This is a genomic window from Actinomycetes bacterium (assembly GCA_036000965.1).
Taxonomy (GTDB): domain Bacteria; phylum Actinomycetota; class CALGFH01; order CALGFH01; family CALGFH01; genus DASYUT01.
In genome coordinates, this window is sequence record DASYUT010000132.1 from 1 (window position 1) to 17248 (window position 17248).

A 17248-nucleotide genomic window follows, 5' to 3' on the forward strand; every position below is an offset into this window, starting at 1 on the left:
CAGGCCGAGAATAGACTGGGTGTGCAACAGCCCCTCCAAGACGCCAACGGTGCACTGGTAATGGACCGGCGGAGTCTACTGGCAGGGGCTGTTGCACTCAAACCAGGGAAACACTCCCAAAAGCATTCTGAATAATGCTCGAAGACCACCTAAACGTCGAAGCGTTGAAGCCAACCCAGTCTTGGAATGTCACTTCGTTGGCATTCACGCCACGGTTGAATGTCACCCCGGTTAGGTTTGCCGGACCTTCAAACGTTGCCTTGATGAGGCTTACCTCAGCGTGGAACATAGCCTGGGCGAAGAGGCTCTCGCCCTTGAACGTCGCCTCTCGGAAGTTGGCGTCGCCCCGGAATGATGCCTCGAAGAACCGAAGATCGGTGAAGACCGCCTCGCTGAATGAGATGGCCGCGAAGCTGGCTCGGTCGAAGTTGGCCCCACTCTCGAACGCCGCTCTTACGAAGGTGGCCACAGGTCCGAATTTCGCTCCGACGAACTCAGCTCCTTGGTGGAACGTCGCCCCGTCGAAGTTGGCCTCCTTGGACGAATTGCACGTTGCGGAAGTCGGCCCCTTGAGGGAACACCGCCTCGTTGAAGAACACCTCTTGCAGGACTGCCCGGCCGTCACTGCGAGCGCTCCTATCGAGGATTTGCCTTAGCAGTCCGGCGTCGAGTCGTACACCCCGCGCATCGAGGACGCTTGTCGACGCGATCTGATCCAGCTGGGCTTGCAACCCCTGTTCCGAGACATGCGCAAGGCATCTGCCGCCAGGCAATCGAACCCCGTCGCAGCCGATCTCGGCGCACGTCTCCCAGTTGACGTTCACCGGCCAGCAAGCACGCTTCGAGCCTCTCTCTGGACTGCTGTGGGCGGCCTACATCCCGAGCGGCTTCGTGGCGACGCTGCTGATGACGCCGACGGCAACGTCCCGGGCGAACCCGCCGAGGCCCTCCGCGACCGACCGCAGCCGGGACTTCTTCTGCTCGTCGGGCTCCTGATCGGCCGCGTCGATGAGCCCTTGCACGAGCCGGTCCACGATCGTGTCAGCGGAAGGCCATTGCCCGACGGCCCGCCGGGCCTGATCGGTCACGCGGAGAATCCGATGCGGCCCCGGCCTGCCGCCCGCGGCGTACAGCTTCAACTCAAGATGCGTGGGGCTGAGAGCCTGCACGGCTCGAAACACGTCCCACTCCTCCAACCTGGTGCGCTGGGCGATGTCCGCCACGGTCGGTCCAGGCTGCATGGGATGGTCGTCGAAGTAGCGAATGGCCGCTTCCAGGACAGGCAGCTCCCGCGTCTCCCAGGTCGACTCCATCGTCATCGTCACGCCTCCGGCTGCTTCGGTGGCTGGGGCTTCGCCGCGCCGCGGTTGATGTGCTCGCTCAGGGGCTCGTTGACGTCCCGGACGACCTTGCCGGTCGCGTCCGTGATCCGCTCGGTGTAGCGGTTCCTGCGATGGTCGACCACGCGGACGAGCTGCCGCCATTCCCGTAGCACTCGGTAGAGGTCGGACCCGGTGACGAACTCGAGGAACGGCCGGCCCTTCCCCTGCACGCGGGCTTTCCCACGAAGCATCCCCGAGGCTGCATACTGCCTTCCGGCTGGATCCCGACGGTCCGCTTCGTCGAGCCAAATGATCGGCAGGCCGGATCCGTTTCGTTCCTCGGCATCTCGCACTGGCTGCACCAGACCGGACGCGCGGTCTCCTCCGCCATCTCGCACCTCCCGGGAGGCGACGATGCTACTCGGAGGGAGGGACGGCCCGCAGCCAGGTTTCGCGGCCCTGATGCCCAGGGCACCATGGCACCACGCGGGAGGCCGGGCCCGCCACGCGCCGAACTCGGCCTGCCTCCAACGCACCGCGGCCCGCCAGAGCGGGTAGCCTGGCGGGCCTGGGCGATGACGCCGCTTCTGGTTCAGATTTTCGGCCGATCGTCCGAGGCGTCGAACCCCCAGCCTACGCCCGAGGGCGACGACCCGGTGGGGTTCGTCCTCGCGAGGAACCTAGCGCGGCGGCACCTGACGAAGGGGCAACGCGCAACGGCCGCCGCGCGAGTGGTGACGCTGACCAGAAACCGGTCACTCCGCGAGGTGGCTACCGGTCAGGACTTCGGTCGAGAGCGGGTGCGTCGAAGGGCGGCTCATCAACGAGCTGGTCCGCCTCGATGGTCTCGGTGCGGTCGTCGGTGTAGGTGATCAGGTACGTGGATGAACAAGGGCGAGCGCGTGGTGAGCCCGAAGCTGCACACCCGGCCCGTGGGGGAGGTCGAGGTCATCGAGGCCATCACCTCTCCGAGCAGGCCCAGAAGGCGGAGCAGCCCGCGGCGACCGATTCCGTAGCTCCGGTGGTCGAGGAGCCGAAGGGGGCGGAGCCGAAGCGCCCTCGGGGTGGCCGGCGGAAGGAGACGGCGGGCGCCTGACGGTTCCCATGACGCGGCCCGGGTCGGCAGTGCGGCATGCCGGCCCGGGCCGCTTTGTTCACGTCGTCCTACAGCGCCGTTGACCCGGCCAGGGTGGTGCCCGTCCGGACCAGCGTCGGGGTGCCGAGGTTCGCCGGCTACGCCCTCGAGGAGTGGCCCAGCGTGTACCCCTGGGGCCTGCTGGACGTGTCCGAGGAACAGTTGTTCCGACGCAGATACCGCCATCGGCTCCATCGGCAGACACCCCGGATCCTGGCCGAGCTGGCCCAGCTGCTGGACCGCTACGACGGCTGGCCGCTGGCCCTCTGCTGCTTCGAGGCGGACCCGGCCGCGTGCCACCGCTCCATCCTGGCCAGGTGGCTCCGGGAGAAGGGGGCGGCGGTCGAGGAGGCGAAATAACGCGAATGTGTATACGGCTCCCGCCCGTGGGGAGGGGGCACCTGTAGTACACGCAGCGGCCGGGGCGCGACTGACATCGCCCCCGGCCCGGCACCGAAGGAGTGAGCTTCGATGCAGGAGAAGTCTCAGCACGTGCGCGTGCTGTCCGTCAACGGCCTCGGCGTGGCCGAGCGCGAGACCCTGATCCAGGCTGGCGTGCAGCTGGGCCCGGTCCGGACCGTGAACCTCACCGATGGCCAATGGGTCCGGACGACGACCATGGACCACATCCCCACCGCGGAGGAACTGGCCCGGCTCGAAACGGCGTCACGTGCAGCACGTTCCGGTCACGCCCGGTCTCAGGACGCGGGTCTGCCATCTCCCGATGACCGGTGGGAAGACCTCGAAACCGAACGGATGCTCGAGGAGCGGGCGTTCGACGTCGGGGAGGACGACATCCAGCCGCGGGGGGTGGACCGGTGAGCGACCTCCGGGAGCGGCTGGGAGCCGACTTCCCACCACCCGTCATCCTCGAGCAGGGGCAGAGCTTCGTGGGGACCTACGAGCGGCTGGAACGCGGCTTCGCGGAGCACCGCGGGCAGACCTGGGTCATGGTCCTCCGCGGCGAAGACGGAGAGCTGCACTCCCTCTGGCTCCTCCACCAGGCCCTGTTGAACGGCCTGAAGCGCCTGCAACCGAAACCCGGCGAGATGGTCGGTGTCCACAAGTTGGGCAAGCGCAAGAGCGCCACCGGCTCGGACTACGTCGACTGGCGGGTCCTCGTGGACCGGCAGCCCCCGGGCTGGGACGAGGTCGACCCGGCGGACGGTGAGCCATGACCGACCCCAAGGAGGTCACCCGGGACGCGTTCGTGGCCGACGTGGAGCGGGTCGGGGAGCTGCTGGCGATGCTGACCGCCGACGCGCTGATCCTGGACATCAAGGTGCCCGGGATCGTCATCCAGCTCACCGGGGAACTCGACCGGTGGGCCAAGTCCCTCCGCTGACCGAAGGCCTGGGTGCGTGCGAGGCACCCGGGCCGTTGTGTGGGCGATGTGATACGAACACTGCAAGGAGGAACGATGCGCGGCACAGTGGTGAAACGCGGCAAGACCTGGTCGATCGTGTACGACGAGGGCACCGACCCGGTCACCAGGAAACGGCGGCAGCGGTGGAACGGCGGCTTCCCCACCCGGAAGACGCCGACGCGGCGCTCCGCAAGGCGCTGCACCAGCTCGACCAGGGCACGTACGTGACGCCGGGGAAGAAGACGCTCCGGGAGTGGCTCGAGGACGACTGGCTCCCCGCCGTGAAGCGGCAGAAGCGGGCCACGACCGCCGCGATGTACGGGCACTTCGCCAGGTCCTACGTCATCCCGACGCTCGGGAGCGTGGCGTTGCAGGAGCTGACCCCAAGCCACCTCGACCGGCTCTACACCCGCCTCCTCGACCACGGCAGCAGGGATGGCGGGCCGCTCGCGCCGAACACCGTCCGCCGTGTCCACACGCTCGTCCACAAGGCCCTCGACGACGCGGTCCGAAAGGGCGAAGGTGACCCGCAACGTCGCCAGCTACGCCGATCAGCCGCCCGTCCCCCGACACGAGATGCAGGTCTGGTGGCCGGAGCAGACCCAAGCGTTCCTCGAGCACGTCACGCAGGACCGGCTCGCCGCGGCGTGGCTGCTGTTCTGCACGACCGGGATGCGACGAAGCGAGGTCTGCGGGCTCAAGTGGACAGCGGTCGACCTCGACCAGGGGCGGCTCGAGGTCGTCCGGGCGCTGGTGATGGTCGGCCGCAAGCCCGTCCTTGTCGAGGACACCAACAGCGCGCGTCGAGCCGGCGGGCGATCGACCTGGACCCGGCCACCGTCGCCGCGCTCAAGGCGCACCGGGCCCGGCAGCTCCAAGAGCGCCTGGCGTTCGGGGAGGCGTGGACCGACACCGGGCTGGTGTTCACCCGCGAGGACGGGGTGTTCCTCCGACCCGAGCGGGTCTCGAAGCGGTTCCAGACCCTCGCCGCCGACGCGGGACTCCCCCGGATCCGCCTGCACGACCTCCGGCACAGCGACGCCAGCGCCGCCCTGGAGGCCGGCGCGAAGGTCGAGGTGCTGTCCAAGCGGCTGGGCCACTCCAAGATCTCGATCACGCAGGACATCTACCTGCACGTGCGGGAGACCGCGGACCGGGAGGTCGCCGACACCGTCGCGCGGGCGATCCTCGGCCCTCCCGTTAGCACCCTGTTAGCAGCGCCCCCACCTGGCCTGGCCAGTGGGGGCGCTGTGCTGCATCTTCCCACCTCACAGGGCTATCCCCGTGCGCAGATGCAACCAGGGCATCACTCCCACTCGATCGTGCCTGGCGGCTTGGAGGTGACGTCGTAGGCGACCCGGTTGACGCCGGGGACCTCCCCGACGACCCGGGTGGAGATGCGCTCGAGGACCTCCCAGGGAAGGCGGGCGAAGTCGGCCGTCATCGCGTCCTCGCTGGTGACCGCGCGGACCACGATCGGGTAGGCGTAGGTGCGCCCGTCGCCCATGACCCCGACGGTGCGCACGGCCAGGAGCACGGCGAACCACTGCCACAGCTCGGCGTCCAGGCCGGCCCGGCGCACCTCCTCGAGCACGATCCGGTCTGCCGCTCGCAGTGTCTCGAGCCGCTCGGCGGTCACCTCGCCGACGATCCGGACCGCGAGCCCCGGCCCTGGGAACGGCTGGCGCAGGACCACGTCCTCGGGCAGGCCGAGTTCCTCCCCGACCCGGCGCACCTCGTCCTTGAACAGCAGGCGGAGCGGCTCCACCAGCTCCAGGTGCATCTGCTCGGGCAGGCCGCCGACGTTGTGGTGGGTCTTGATGGTGGCGGTCTGCTTGCCGCCCGACTCGACCACGTCCGGGTACAGGGTGCCCTGCACCAGGAAGCGGGCGTCGTCGTGGTCGCGCGCGACCTCCTCGAACACGCGGATGAACTCGGCGCCGATCGCCTTGCGCTTGACCTCCGGGTCGGTCACCCCGGCGAGCCGGTCGAGGAAGCGGTCGGCCGCCTTCACGTGGACGAGGTTGACCTTGAAGTCACGCCGGAACGTCTCCTCGACCTGCTCGGCCTCGCCGTGCCGCAGCAGCCCGGTGTCGACGAACACGCAAGTCAGCCGGTCGCCGATCGCCCGGTGGACGAGCAGGGCGGCGACCGAGGAGTCGACCCCGCCCGACAGGGCGCACAGCACGTGGGCGTCCCCCACCTGGGCGCGGACGGCCGCCTGCTGCTCCTCGATGATCGACATGCTGGTCCAGTTGGGCCGGCAGCCCGCCGCGTCGTACAGGAAGTTCTTGAGCAGGTCGAGGCCGCGCGGGGTGTGGGCCACCTCGGGGTGGAACTGCACCCCGTACAGCCCCCGGGCCGGGTCCTCGAACCCAGCCACCGGCGCGGCCTCGGTCCAGGCGGTGACCTTCGCTCCCGGCGGTGCGGCGGTGACCGTGTCGCCGTGGCTCATCCACACGGTCTGCTCGGCGGGCAGGTCGCGGAAGAGCACGCTCTGGATCTCGGCGCTGAGCAAGGTGCGGCCGTACTCGCGCACACCGGTCGGCTCGACCCGGCCGCCGAGCGCGCGCGCCATCGCCTGCTGCCCGTAGCAGAGCCCGAGCACGGGGATGCCGAGGTCGAGCAGCCGGAGGTCGAGCGCGGGTGCGGCCGGCTCGTAGACCGAGGCGGGGCCGCCGGACAGGATGAGGGCCCTGGCCCCGCGGGCGCGGACCGCCTCCGGGTCGACGTCGTAGGGCACGACCTCGGAGTAGACGTGGCACTCGCGCACCCGGCGGGCGATGAGCTGGGCGTACTGGGCCCCGAAGTCGAGGACGAGGACGGTGTCGTGGCCGGCGATGGGCGTCATCCATGGAGGATACCAACCGTTACCTGACTTGCATGCGTAGCCGCGAACCCTGCCAGGGTGGCCTGGGTCTGGCGAGGACGGCTCAACCGGAGTACTTTGAGGAACAACACAAGTTGCGGCGCGTCGCCCATCTTGGTGCCTGGACCCAGCACCACGCAGATCTTGCGTGGTGCCTTTTTGTTTGCACCGGTTCCGACGCCCGCGGGGGGCGGGCGGGAGACAAGAGGCTGGAGGACGCCATCGTGCACCCACCGGAGGACCCGGCCGTGGAGCCGGTGCAACACGTCGGGGTCGAGGGCGAGCCCAGCGCCGAGGCCGGGAGGACGCGGCGGCGGGCTCCGGGCGCCGATCCCGAGGTCAAGTCGTTCGGTGCCGAGCGGACCTGTGCGGCCGAAGGCTGCCAGACCCGGCTCTCGCGCTACAACCCGGACAGCTACTGCTCGGTGCACCGGGGCTGGGACCGCCAGGTGGTGACAAGGCGGCGACGGGGCGGTGACGACGACGGTGACCAGCTGAGCGAGCGCGACGCTCCGGAGTAGCCTACCGGCCGCCCCGGCGCTGGCACCCTCAGCCCATGCCCACGTGCTGGCTTTGCTGCAGGTTCGCCTAGGCGGGCCGGCTGCGCGTGGGCCACAAGCCCTCAGCCCATGCCAACGTGCTGGCTTCGCTGCAGGAGCTTGCCCTCGGTCTGCAGGGCGGGGGCGACCATGACCTCGGCCTTCTGGAACTCCTTGACGCTGGCGTACCCGCAGGTGGCCATCGAGGTGCGCAGGGCGCCGAACAGGTTCATGGTCCCGTTGTTGACCGGGGCTGGCCCGAGCAGGATCTCCTTCAGCGTGCCCAAGGTGGTGGTCTTCACCCGGGTCCCCCTGGGAAGGTCCGGATGGAACGTGGCCATCCCCCAGTGGTAGCCCCGGCCCGGCGCCTCGACCGCTCTGGCCAGCGGCGAGCCGATCATCACCGCGTCCGCGCCGCAGGCGATCGCCTTGGCCACGTCGCCGCCGGTGCGCATGCCACCGTCGGCGATGACCTGCACGTAGCGGCCGGTCTCCTCGAGGTGACGGATGCGTGCACCGGCGGCGTCGGCCAGCGCAGTGGCCTGGGGCACGCCGATGCCGAGTACCCCCCGAGTCGTGCAGGCGGCGCCCGGGCCCACGCCGACCAGGACGCCGGCCGCGCCCGTCCGCATGAGGTGCAGCGCGGTCGAGTACGAGGCGCAGCCGCCCACGATCACGGGCAGGTCGTAGCGGGCGATGAAGGTCTTGAGGTTGAGCGGCTGGCTGGTGCTCGAGACGTGCTCGGCCGAGACCACGGTGCCCTGGATGACGAGGATGTCCAGGCCGGCGTCGAGGGCGAACTGGTGGTAGCGCTCGACCCGCTGGGGGGTCAGCGACGCTGCTGCGACGACGCCCGCCTCCTTGACCTCCTGGACCCGGCGGCCAATCAGCTCGGGCTGGATCGGCTCGCGGTAGATCTCCTGCATCCGCTTGGTCGCCTCGACGTCGGGCAGTCCCGCGATCTCCTGGTAGACCGCGTCAGGGTCGGCGTACCGGGTCCACAGGCCCTCGAGGTTGAGCACGCCGAGCCCGCCCAGCCGCCCGAGCTCGATCGCGATCCGGGGCGAGACCACCCCGTCCATGGCCGACGCGAGCAACGGCAGCTCGAAGTGGTAGGCGTCGATGTCCCAGGAGATGTCGATGTCGTCGGGGTCGCGCGTGCGCCTGCTGGGCACGATCGCGATGTCGTCGAAGCCGTAGGCGCGCCGACCGCTCTTGCCGATTCCGATCTCTACCTCAGCCACGGTTTTCCTCCCAGAACGTGTCTGACTGCGGTCCTCCCCAGGGTCAAGCACGGGGCTCCGCAGCCCAGGCAACAGGTTGTACCATGCGAGGGTTCACGAAAAATCATGATCGACCCTGCACAGAGGTGCCCGTGTCCGACCCCCTCGACCCGTTCGAGCCCGACGACGACGAGCAGTCCGACCCCATCGACGAGGAGGAGCGCGCCTCCCTGCTCGAGGACCTCGCCGACTTGGCCGAGTTCCGCGAGGCGCTGGAGCCGCGCGGCTTCCGGGGCGTGGTCATCCCCTGCCCCGACTGCGAGGAGGACCACTTCTTCGGGTGGGACCTGCTGCGCGAGAACCTCGAGCACATCCTCGAGCAGGGTGAGCCTCGCGTCCACGAGCCGGCGTTCGAGCCGTCGATCGACCACTACGTCACCTGGGACTACGGCAAGGGCTTCGTGGACGGCCTGCTCGAGGGCGAGCACGAGTCCGGCCCGCTGCGCGACGGCTGGACGTCGCCGACCGAGGCGGCCCGACGCATCCGCCGTGCCCTCACCACCCGCGGCCTGACCGAGGACGAGGTCGCCGCGGTGCTCAGTGAGGGCGGCCTGCCCGCCGGCAGCGACCTCGAGTAGCCCACCGCTCCCCTCGCCGACCTCGGGGTAGCTCACCGCTTCCTCGTCTGCACCTGACACTGCGCCCCACGGCCCACACGCGCCTTCCACCCAGCGCCAGCGCGGGGACCTGCCGTTCACCGAATGCCGGGCACCCGGACCCGCCAGCGCAGGGACCCTGCCGTTCACCGAATGCCGGGCACCCGGACCCGCCAGCGGCGCGGCGGCGGCTCCTGGTCGACGGGTGCCTCCGGCACGGCCCGGCGGAGGGGTGACGCCCCCTCGGCGGCCTCCTGCACGCTCTGGCGGAGCCGCGACAGCCGGTCGGCGGATGCTGGTGCCGGGGGGGCGGGACCTCGCCAGGCGGGCGCCCGGTCGAGCGGGCGGCGACGGCGGTAGGCGACCCCCGCTGCCGCGGCGCCCGAGGCGGCCAGCCCGAGCCCGATGGGCAGCCAGAACAGCCAGAGGCGGCGGCGCTTGCGGAAGTCCTGGACCGGCCAGCCGCGCTGGGCGGCAAGGTCGCGGAGCTGGTGGTCGGGATTGACGGCCACCGGATGGCCGACGCCCTCGAGCATCGGGCGGTCGTTCACCGAGTCCGAGTACGCGCTCGAGTCGCGCAGGTCGATGCCCTGCTTCTCGGCCAGCTGGACGACCGCGTCGAGCTTGGCCGGGCCGTGGAGCACCGGCCCGATGAGCCGCCCCGTGTACACGCCGTCGACCAGCTCGGCCTCGGTGCCGAGGGCGCCGTCCATGCCGAGGTAGGCGGCGATCCGTTCGGCCAGCTCCCGAGGGGCCGCGGTGACCAGGTAGGTCCGGTCGCCGTTGGCGTGGTGCACGTCGATGACCCGCCGCATCCCCGGGTAGATGCGGGGGCCGATCACCTCGACCACGATGTCGTGGCCGAGCTGGATCAGCTCGGCCTCGGACTTGCCCTCCACGAACGCGAGCGCGGACTCGCGGGCGGCCTCCATCCCCCGCTTGCCCTCGGCCCCGGTGACCCTGAAGGTGATCTGCCCGAGCGCGAAGCCCACGAGGTCCCGCCAGGTGTAGAACCCGCGCCGGTACATGCCCCGGGCCAGCAGATACAGGCTGGACCCGGGCAGCAGGGTCTTGTCGACGTCGAAGAACGCCGCCCGCTTGGAGTCGAGCCGGGTGGTGGTCACGACCCGACGACCCCGAGCGCGCGCCGGAACCAGGGCAGCGTCCGGCGGATGCCCTCCTCGAGGCTGACCGTCGGCTTCCAGTCGAGCAGCTCCATGGCCCGGGTGATGTCGGGCCGCCGCACCTCGGGGTCGTCGACCGGCCGGGGACGGTACTCAACCCGCACCTCGGCCCCGGCCGCGCCAGCCACCATCGTGGCCAGCTCGAGGATCGTGACCTCCTGCGGGTTCCCCAGGTTGACCGGCCCCTGCACGTCGCTCCAGAGCAGCCGCCAGAACCCCTCGATCATGTCGTCCACGTACGCGAGCGAACGGGTCTGGCTCCCGTCCCCGTGCACGGTCAGCGGCTCCCCCCGCAGCGCCTGCACCGCAAACGTGCAAAACGCCCGGCCGTCATCAATCCTCATCCTCTCCCCGAAGGTATTGAAAATGCGAGCGATGCGCACCGGGACGCCGTGGGTGCGCTGGTAGGCCATGGCGAGGGCCTCGGCGAAGCGCTTGGCCTCGTCGTAGACGCCGCGGGGGCCGATCGGGTTGACGTGGCCCCAGTAGCTCTCGGGCTGAGGGTGGACCTGAGGGTCGCCATAGACCTCGCTGGTGGAGGCGAGCAGGAAGCGGGCGTCTTTGTCCTTGGCCAGCCCGAGCGCCCGATGGGTGCCGAGCGCGCCGACCTTCAGGGTCTGGATCGGGTAGCGGAGGTAGTCGATGGGGCTGGCCGGGGACGCGAAGTGGAGCACGGCGTCGACCGGGCCAGAGACGTGGACGTAGTCGGTGACGTCGACGTTGACCAGGCGGAAGTGCTTGCCGATGAAATCCTCGACGTTCTCGGCCCGCCCGGTCAGCAGGCTGTCCATGCAGATGACTTCGAAGCCCTCGGCGAGCAGGCGGCGGCAGAGGTGCGACCCGAGGAAGCCGGCCCCCCCGGTGATGACGGCCCTCGGCACGGCTCAGCCCCGCGCGTCGGCAGGGGTCGCCACCGGACGTCCCACACCGGCCACCGTGAAGCCCTCGGCGACGAAGGCGGCCACGTCGAAGAAGTTCCGTGCGTCGATGACGATCGGGTACGCCATGCGGCTCTTGAGGTCGGCCGGGTCCAGCTCGGCGAACTCCTTCCACTCGGTGAGCAGCACGAGCGCGTGGGCCCCGTCGGCCACCTCGTGGGCCTTGGCAGCGACCTGCAGGCCGGGCATGCAGGCCGCGGCCTGCTCGCGGGCAACCGGGTCGTAGGCGATCACCTCGGCGCCGCCGTCCAGCAGGCCGCGCACGACCTCCATGGCCGGGGCCTCGCGGAGGTCGTCGGTGTCGGGCTTGAAGGCGAGCCCGAGCACGCCGATCCGCTTGCCCTCGAGGTGCCAGAGCGCGTCGCGCACCTTCTCCACGATGTTGCGGCGCGCCTCCAGGTTGACCCTGGCCACCTCATGGAGGATGCCGAAGTCGACGCCCAGCTCGCGCGAGCGGTGGGCGAACGCGGCGACGTCCTTGGGGAAGCAGCTGCCCCCGTACCCGGCCCCGGCCTTGAGGAACTGCGGGCCGATGCGCGGGTCCAGGCCCATGCCCCGGGCGACCAGCTCCACGTCGGCGCCGGACCGCTCGCAGACCGCGGCCACCGAGTTGATGAAGCTGATCTTGGTGGCCAGGAACGCGTTCGACGCGTGCTTGATCAGCTCGGCGGTGGCGCGGTCGGTGGCCAGGAGCTGGCAGCCGGTCGACTCGATGATCGGCGCGTACAACTGGCGGAGGACGCGGGTGCCGCGCTCGGACTCGGTGCCGACCACGATCCGGTCGGGGCGCAGGGTGTCCTCGATCGCCGAGCCCTCGCGCAGGAACTCAGGGTTGGACGCGACCTCGTAGTCGGCACCCGGCGGTGCCTCCCGGCGCATCACCTGGGCCACCCGCAGTCCGGTCTGCACCGGCACGGTGCTCTTCTCGCAGACCAGGCGGAACTCGCCGGAGGGCAGGTGGCGGGCGATGTCGCGGGCGACCGCCTCGACGAACTTGAGGTTGGGGCTGCCGTCGTCCCGGCTCGGGGTGCCCACCGAGACGAAGATCACCTCGCCGTGGCGGACCGCCTCGGCCTTGTCGGAGGTGAACCGCAGCCGGCCGGCCGCCAGGGCCTCGGTCATCAGCTGCTGGAGCTGCGGCTCGTAGAACCAGGCCTTGCCCTGCCGGAGGAGCTCGAGCTTGGCCCGGTCGTCGTCGTCGGCGACCACCTCGTGGCCGATCTTGGCCAGGCAGACAGCTGTGACGAGTCCGACGTGGCCGGCCCCGATGACCGTTACGCGCATGCGTTGCTCTCCTCGAGTTCGTGAACCGCGTGAACCGGAAGACGAGATTCTACCGGCGCCCGGGAGCGGTGACGGCCGCCGCCGCCAATCTGTGGACATCCCGTGACGTACCGTTCATGGCGGCTCAACTGCGAGGTCAGCCGCTTGTCCTGACCAGGGCGGGATGCGACACTCCTGCCTCCCGGCCCGCCCACGACCGCTCAAGGACGCATGCGCGCACGCCTCGGCCTGCTGATCCTGCTCGCTCTGCTCACCGCTGCCGTGGCGCCCGCGCCGGCAGCGGCCGCAGCACGGCCGCCCGGACCGAAGGTCGCCGGGAAGGTGGGCATCCTGGTCGACGCGAACACCGGCGACGTGCTCTGGGGCCGTAACCAGTCCAAGAAGGTGCCGCCCGCCAGCCTCACCAAGATGCTCGCCGCGATCACCGTGAGGGCCAGCCTCGGCCTGCAGGAGGTGGCGGTGACCGGGCGGGACGCGGCCGGGATGCCCGCCCGCCGGCTCGCGCTCCGACCCGGCCAGCCGATTCTGGTCGAGCAGGCCCTGCAGGCGCTCATGATCGTCTCCGCCAACGACGTGGCCGTCGTGCTCGCCGAGCGGGCCGCCGGGTCGCGGCACCGCTTCGGCATCGCGATGAACGCCCAGTCGCGCCGCCTCGGCCTGCGCGGCTCGCACTGGAGGAACGCGGAAGGGCTCGACATGCCCGGGCACGTGTCCAGCGCCTGGGACCTCGCCATCCTGGGCCGGGCGGTGCTTCGCGACCCGTGGCTGGCCCGGGTCGTGCGCGCGCGCACGACCTCGTTCGCGCGGCCGGACGGCCACAGGCACACGCTCACAGCCCACTCGAGGTTCCTGCTCGACTACAGGGGCGCGGTCGGCATCAAGACCGGCTTCACCGACGACGCCGGCCGCTGCCTGGCCGCCGCGGCCACCCGCAACGGTCGCACCCTGATCGCGGTGCTGCTCGACAGCCCCGACCCGCCTGGCGACGCGGCCCGGCTGATGGACTGGGGCTTCGGGCCGGGCCGGGTGCCGCGGACCGGCCTGCGCCTGCCCGCCTACGTCCCGCCGGCCAGCGTGGCGGAGCTGCTCGCGCGGCCGGGGGCCCGTCCCGCGGCGGCCACGGCGGCGCCGGCCCGGCTCGAGCTGGCCAGGAGCCGGGCCGAGGCGGAGGAGGGTCCGACCGTCCCGGCCACAACGGCCTCCCTGGCCACGGTCGCACTCCTGACGACCGCGTTCGTCCTGCGCCGGCGGCAGGTGCGCCGCCGGGTCGAGCGCCGCCTCGCCAACCGCGGCACCGGCGGCCCCTGAGCCGCGGTCGCGAACGAACGGCCCTGCCCACGCGCCTGGTACCGCACGCCAGCGGCCAGACGGCCGAGCGGGCTCCCGTGCCGGCATGCGACCGGCACGGCGGAAGGCCGGGTCGGCGCGACGGATGCCCGAGGCGGCCTGGCCGGCGCAACGGATATCCCCCGGAGGCAGATGCCAGCTTGACGGCGCCGGACCGGTTGTTCGAACATACGTTCGACCCCGGAGACGGCACGGCCTGGCCGTACTGCCGCCCACCATCCAGAGAGGAGCCGGTGATGATCGACATGGTGATCGGGCGGGACGACGCGGCGACCGTGTGCGGGCTGCTGCACGAGATCGGCTACGGCAGCGCGGCGCCCTCCGACCTCAGGAACGCCGCGGTCTACTGGGCCACCGAGGTCAGTCCGGACATGGAGCGGGGCGACCTGCAGACTGTCGCCTGGCTGCTGCGGGACGCCAGCGCCTCCGGCCGGGTCCCGGAGGTCCGGCGCGACCAGGCCCGCTACTGGGCCGCCTACCTCGAGGGCCGCATGGTCCGCTGAGCGGCGGGCATGGCCTGCTGCCCGACGAAGTCGACGATCAGGGCGCGCAGCCGGGCCGCGTACGGGCCGTAGTTGAGCAGCCCGCTGCCGTGCCCGCTGCCCGGCACGACCACGAGGCGCTTGGCCGGGGCCGGTGCGGTCTTGTAGAGCAGGCGCGCGGCGTCGGTGAACTTGCCGTCGCCCTCGGAGGTGATGAAGAGCAGGGGCGTCTGCAGCCGCTTCACGGCCGCGGACGCGTCCATCTCGTAGAAGCGGACCGGGCCGGACACGCTGACGATCCCGGCCACCGGGATCTCCGGCCCGTGCCGCGGATGGGCGGCCTCGACCAGCGACGAGGTGGCTCCCATGGAGGCGCCGACCAGCACGACCCGCTCGGCCCCACGCCGGTGCAGCTCCCTGATCCCGCCCGCGACGTCCTGGTCAAGCCAGCGCGACACCCTGCGGTCGGTCGCCGGGGAGGCGCCGAACCCGCGGAAGTCGAATGCGAGCACCTGGTAGCCGGCCAGGACCAGCTCCCTGGCCAAAGGCATGAAGCTGCAGAGGTTGAACCAGTGCTGGTGGGCGAGGAGCACCCCCGTGCTGCCCCGACCGAGCGCCACGCCGGAGAGCCGGATCCCGTCGAGCGCGTCGAACCACACCTCGGCCGACTGCTCGCGCGGCGTGAGGCAGCGCTTGTGAAACGGCGGGGGCGTGGTCGTCACGGTGTGCCCGCCCGACGCGGCGCCGATGCGGTTGGACGAGGCCGCCGTCCTCTCTGGGCCGGTCGAGCAGGCGGCGACAAGGAAGAGGAGGACACCGGCGAGGGCGCCCCAACGGCCTGCTGACAGGTTGGCCTCCGAAAGCAGCAAAGCAACGCGGCAGTGGACGAATCGGACCAGGATCCGTATCTTACGATGCCGATGCAAGTGAGGCGCTGCATAAGCGGACCGATGCAAGTGAGGCGCTGCGTGACTGGCGGCGCCCAGCCCTGTCGCGGGGCTGCCCTGCTCCTCGTGGCGCTCGCCCTCGCCGGGGCGGCCTGCGACGGGCAGGGCAGCGGCGGCACCCCGGCTACCACGGCGGCCGAGGCGCGGCCGACGACCACGGCCGCCGGACCTCCCACGACCCTCGAGCAGATCGGCGCGAGCTGCCTGGAGGCAGGGGAGCGGTCGCGCACGCTCCGGTTCCGGGCCGCCAACGGCGCCGAGCTGGCCGGGGTGGTGCTCGGCAGCGGCCCGGTCGGGGTCGTCCTGGCCCACCAGATCAACAGCGACCTCTGCCAGTGGCTGCCCTACGGGCGGGTGCTGGCCAGGCGCGGGTACCGCGTGCTCGCCTTCGACTTCGAGGGCTTCGGTGCCTCCGGCCCCTCCCCGGGCAGCGGCGAGCCACCACTCGACCAGAACGTGGCCGCGGCCGCCAAGGTGCTGCGCGACCAGGGCGCCAGCAAGGTGGTGCTCATGGGCGGCTCGCTCGGCGGCACCGCGGTGGTGACCGCCGCGGCCGAGGTGCAGCCCCCGGTGGCCGGGGTGATCTGCCTCTCCGGTCCATCGCAGTTCTACGCGATGGACGCGGTCAAGGCCGCGTCCCGGCTCACCGTCCCCGTGCTGTTCCTGGTCGGCGCCCAGGACCGGGGGTTCCCCGAGAGCGCGCGGGAGATGTACGCCGCCGCCAAGGTGCGAGACCGGAAGCTGGCCGTGGTCCCCGACCCCTACCACGGCGTCGAGCTGCTTGCCCCCGACGACCCCGCCACCAGGCGCAACCGCGACCTGGTCGAGCGCTTCCTGGCCGACCACACCGCCCGCGCCTGACAGGGTGGCCTTGGCCGCGGCCGGCCCGGTCCACCCTGGCCCCACGCCGAGGGCCCCGGCCGGCGAGGGCCGGGCCCACCCTGGCCCCACGCCGAGGGCTCCGGCCGGCGAGGACCGGGCCCACCCTGGCGCCATGCCGAGGAGCCTCCGCCGCTCGGGCCGGCCATCCTGGCCCACGCCCAGGGGCCCCGGCCGGGTGTGGCCGGGGCCCCTGGGGGGCGCTGCATGAGGGGCCGCTACATGCCCGGATAGCCGCCGCCGTGGCCATGGCCTTGGCCGGCGTCATCCTTCTCCTCCGGCTTGTCCACCACCAGGGTCTCGGTGGTGAGCAGCAGGGCCGCGATCGACGCGGCGTTCTGGACCGCCGAGCGGGTCACCTTGGCCGGGTCGATGACGCCCGCCTTGATGAGGTCCTCGTACTCGCCGGTGGCCGCGTTGAAGCCCTGGCTGTCGGACAGCTCGCGCACCCGGGCGACCACGACGGCGCCCTCGTACCCGGCGTTCCTGGCGATCCACTGGGCAGGCAGCTCGAGCGCCCGGCGCACGATCTCGGCACCGGCCCGCTCGTCGCCGGTCAGGTCGACCTTGCCGAGCGCCTCCTGGGCCCGGATGAGCGCGACCCCGCCGCCGGGGACGATGCCCTCCTCGATGGCGGCCCGGGTGGCCGACACCGCGTCCTCGATGCGGTGCTTCTTCTCCTTCAGCTCGACCTCGGTGGCCGCCCCGACCTTGATGACGCCGACGCCGCCGGCGAGCTTGGCCAGCCGCTCCTGCAGCTTCTCGCGGTCCCAGTCGGAGTCGGTCCGCTCGATCTCCTGCTTGATCTGGGCGATGCGGGCCTTGATCTCCTCCTCGGACCCGGCGCCCTCGACGATGGTGGTGTCGTCCTTGGTCACCGTGACCCGGCGGGCCCGGCCGAGCAGGTCGAGCGCGACGTTCTCGAGCTTGAGGCCGACCTCCTCGCTGATGACCTGGCCGCCGGTGAGGACCGCGATGTCGCCCAGCATGGCCTTGCGCCGGTCACCGAACCCGGGGGCCTTGACCGCGACGCTCTTGAACGTGCCGCGGATCTTGTTGACCACCAGGGTGGCCAGG

Annotated in this window: 20 protein-coding genes; 10 read left to right on the forward strand and 10 right to left on the reverse strand. The window is 71.4% G+C overall.

Features of this window, described 5'->3' with window-relative positions:
- Window positions 1-97: 97 nt before the first annotated feature.
- From VG276_11380 to VG276_11390, 3 genes are all read right to left on the reverse strand, one after another.
- Window positions 98-625: a pentapeptide repeat-containing protein gene (locus VG276_11380; GenBank protein HEV8649977.1), complete on the reverse strand. Its 528-nt coding sequence runs from the start codon at window positions 623-625 to the stop codon at window positions 98-100.
- A gap of 247 nt (window positions 626-872) precedes the next feature.
- On the reverse strand, window positions 873-1325 hold the full coding sequence (locus VG276_11385; protein ID HEV8649978.1) for a hypothetical protein: 453 nt from the start codon (window positions 1323-1325) through the stop codon (window positions 873-875).
- Window positions 1322-1573 (reverse strand): hypothetical protein, encoded by a 252-nt coding sequence (locus tag VG276_11390; protein HEV8649979.1) that lies wholly within the window; start codon window positions 1571-1573, stop codon window positions 1322-1324. Before VG276_11390 ends, VG276_11385 begins: the two co-directional genes overlap by 4 nt.
- Before the next feature lie 881 nt (window positions 1574-2454).
- Between VG276_11390 and VG276_11395 the strand changes: the two genes are divergently transcribed.
- The 5 genes from VG276_11395 to VG276_11415 all read left to right on the forward strand — a co-directional run bounded on the left by VG276_11395 (window position 2455) and on the right by VG276_11415 (window position 5175).
- Window positions 2455-2817 carry a DUF488 family protein gene (locus VG276_11395; GenBank protein ID HEV8649980.1) on the forward strand — a complete coding sequence of 121 codons (363 nt, stop codon included), beginning with the start codon at window positions 2455-2457 and terminating at the stop codon, window positions 2815-2817.
- Window positions 2818-2949: 132 nt separating this feature from the next.
- Window positions 2950-3279: a hypothetical protein gene (locus tag VG276_11400; protein HEV8649981.1), complete on the forward strand. Its 330-nt coding sequence runs from the start codon at window positions 2950-2952 to the stop codon at window positions 3277-3279.
- On the forward strand, window positions 3276-3635 hold the full coding sequence (locus tag VG276_11405; protein ID HEV8649982.1) for a hypothetical protein: 360 nt from the start codon (window positions 3276-3278) through the stop codon (window positions 3633-3635). Before VG276_11400 ends, VG276_11405 begins: the two co-directional genes overlap by 4 nt.
- Entirely contained in the window at window positions 3632-3802 is a 171-nt protein-coding gene (locus VG276_11410) for a hypothetical protein (protein ID HEV8649983.1), read from the forward strand. Before VG276_11405 ends, VG276_11410 begins: the two co-directional genes overlap by 4 nt.
- A 164-nt stretch (window positions 3803-3966) precedes the next feature.
- Window positions 3967-5175 carry a tyrosine-type recombinase/integrase gene (locus VG276_11415; protein ID HEV8649984.1) on the forward strand — a complete coding sequence of 403 codons (1209 nt, stop codon included), beginning with the start codon at window positions 3967-3969 and terminating at the stop codon, window positions 5173-5175.
- Here the strand turns inward: VG276_11415 and guaA are convergent.
- Entirely contained in the window at window positions 5130-6674 is a 1545-nt protein-coding gene (guaA, locus tag VG276_11420; GenBank protein ID HEV8649985.1) for a glutamine-hydrolyzing GMP synthase, read from the reverse strand. The two genes, VG276_11415 and guaA, sit on opposite strands and share 46 nt — an antisense overlap.
- A 242-nt stretch (window positions 6675-6916) precedes the next feature.
- On the opposite strand from guaA, the gene VG276_11425 reads away from it, so the two are divergent.
- A complete protein-coding gene (locus VG276_11425) occupies window positions 6917-7213 on the forward strand; it encodes a hypothetical protein (protein HEV8649986.1) in 297 nt (98 codons plus the stop codon).
- Window positions 7214-7314: 101 nt separating this feature from the next.
- Here VG276_11425 and VG276_11430 read toward each other — a convergent pair whose 3' ends face one another.
- Complete coding sequence (locus VG276_11430) at window positions 7315-8475, reverse strand: GuaB3 family IMP dehydrogenase-related protein (GenBank protein ID HEV8649987.1); 1161 nt, start codon at window positions 8473-8475, stop codon at window positions 7315-7317.
- A 131-nt stretch (window positions 8476-8606) separates the two neighbouring features.
- Between VG276_11430 and VG276_11435 the strand changes: the two genes are divergently transcribed.
- Entirely contained in the window at window positions 8607-9092 is a 486-nt protein-coding gene (locus VG276_11435) for a DUF5319 family protein (GenBank protein HEV8649988.1), read from the forward strand.
- 164 nt (window positions 9093-9256) lie between these two features.
- Here the strand turns inward: VG276_11435 and VG276_11440 are convergent, their stop codons facing one another.
- From VG276_11440 to VG276_11450, 3 genes are read right to left on the reverse strand one after another with little or no spacing between them, the layout of a single operon-like run.
- The gene (locus tag VG276_11440) at window positions 9257-10234 is read right to left on the reverse strand and encodes an HAD-IB family hydrolase (protein ID HEV8649989.1); all 978 of its coding nucleotides are present in this window, start codon (window positions 10232-10234) and stop codon (window positions 9257-9259) included.
- Entirely contained in the window at window positions 10231-11175 is a 945-nt protein-coding gene (locus tag VG276_11445) for a UDP-glucuronic acid decarboxylase family protein (GenBank protein HEV8649990.1), read from the reverse strand. Before VG276_11445 ends, VG276_11440 begins: the two co-directional genes overlap by 4 nt.
- 3 nt (window positions 11176-11178) lie before the next feature.
- Window positions 11179-12516, reverse strand: a complete 1338-nt coding sequence (locus VG276_11450) for a UDP-glucose/GDP-mannose dehydrogenase family protein (GenBank protein ID HEV8649991.1) — start codon at window positions 12514-12516, stop codon at window positions 11179-11181.
- 210 nt (window positions 12517-12726) lie between these two features.
- Between VG276_11450 and VG276_11455 the strand changes: the two genes are divergently transcribed.
- Window positions 12727-13824 (forward strand): hypothetical protein, encoded by a 1098-nt coding sequence (locus VG276_11455; protein ID HEV8649992.1) that lies wholly within the window; start codon window positions 12727-12729, stop codon window positions 13822-13824.
- 275 nt (window positions 13825-14099) lie between these two features.
- Window positions 14100-14366, forward strand: a complete 267-nt coding sequence (locus tag VG276_11460; GenBank protein ID HEV8649993.1) for a hypothetical protein — start codon at window positions 14100-14102, stop codon at window positions 14364-14366.
- Here the strand turns inward: VG276_11460 and VG276_11465 are convergent.
- A complete protein-coding gene (locus tag VG276_11465) occupies window positions 14339-15067 on the reverse strand; it encodes an alpha/beta fold hydrolase (GenBank protein ID HEV8649994.1) in 729 nt (242 codons plus the stop codon). The genes VG276_11460 and VG276_11465 overlap by 28 nt on opposite strands.
- A 246-nt stretch (window positions 15068-15313) precedes the next feature.
- Between VG276_11465 and VG276_11470 the strand changes: the two genes are divergently transcribed.
- Window positions 15314-16153, forward strand: coding sequence for an alpha/beta fold hydrolase (locus tag VG276_11470; GenBank protein ID HEV8649995.1), 840 nt, complete (start codon window positions 15314-15316; stop codon window positions 16151-16153).
- Window positions 16154-16389: 236 nt separating this feature from the next.
- Here VG276_11470 and groEL read toward each other — a convergent pair.
- Window positions 16390-17248: chaperonin GroEL (gene groEL / locus VG276_11475; GenBank protein ID HEV8649996.1), on the reverse strand; the 859-nt coding region annotated here is incomplete at its 5' end.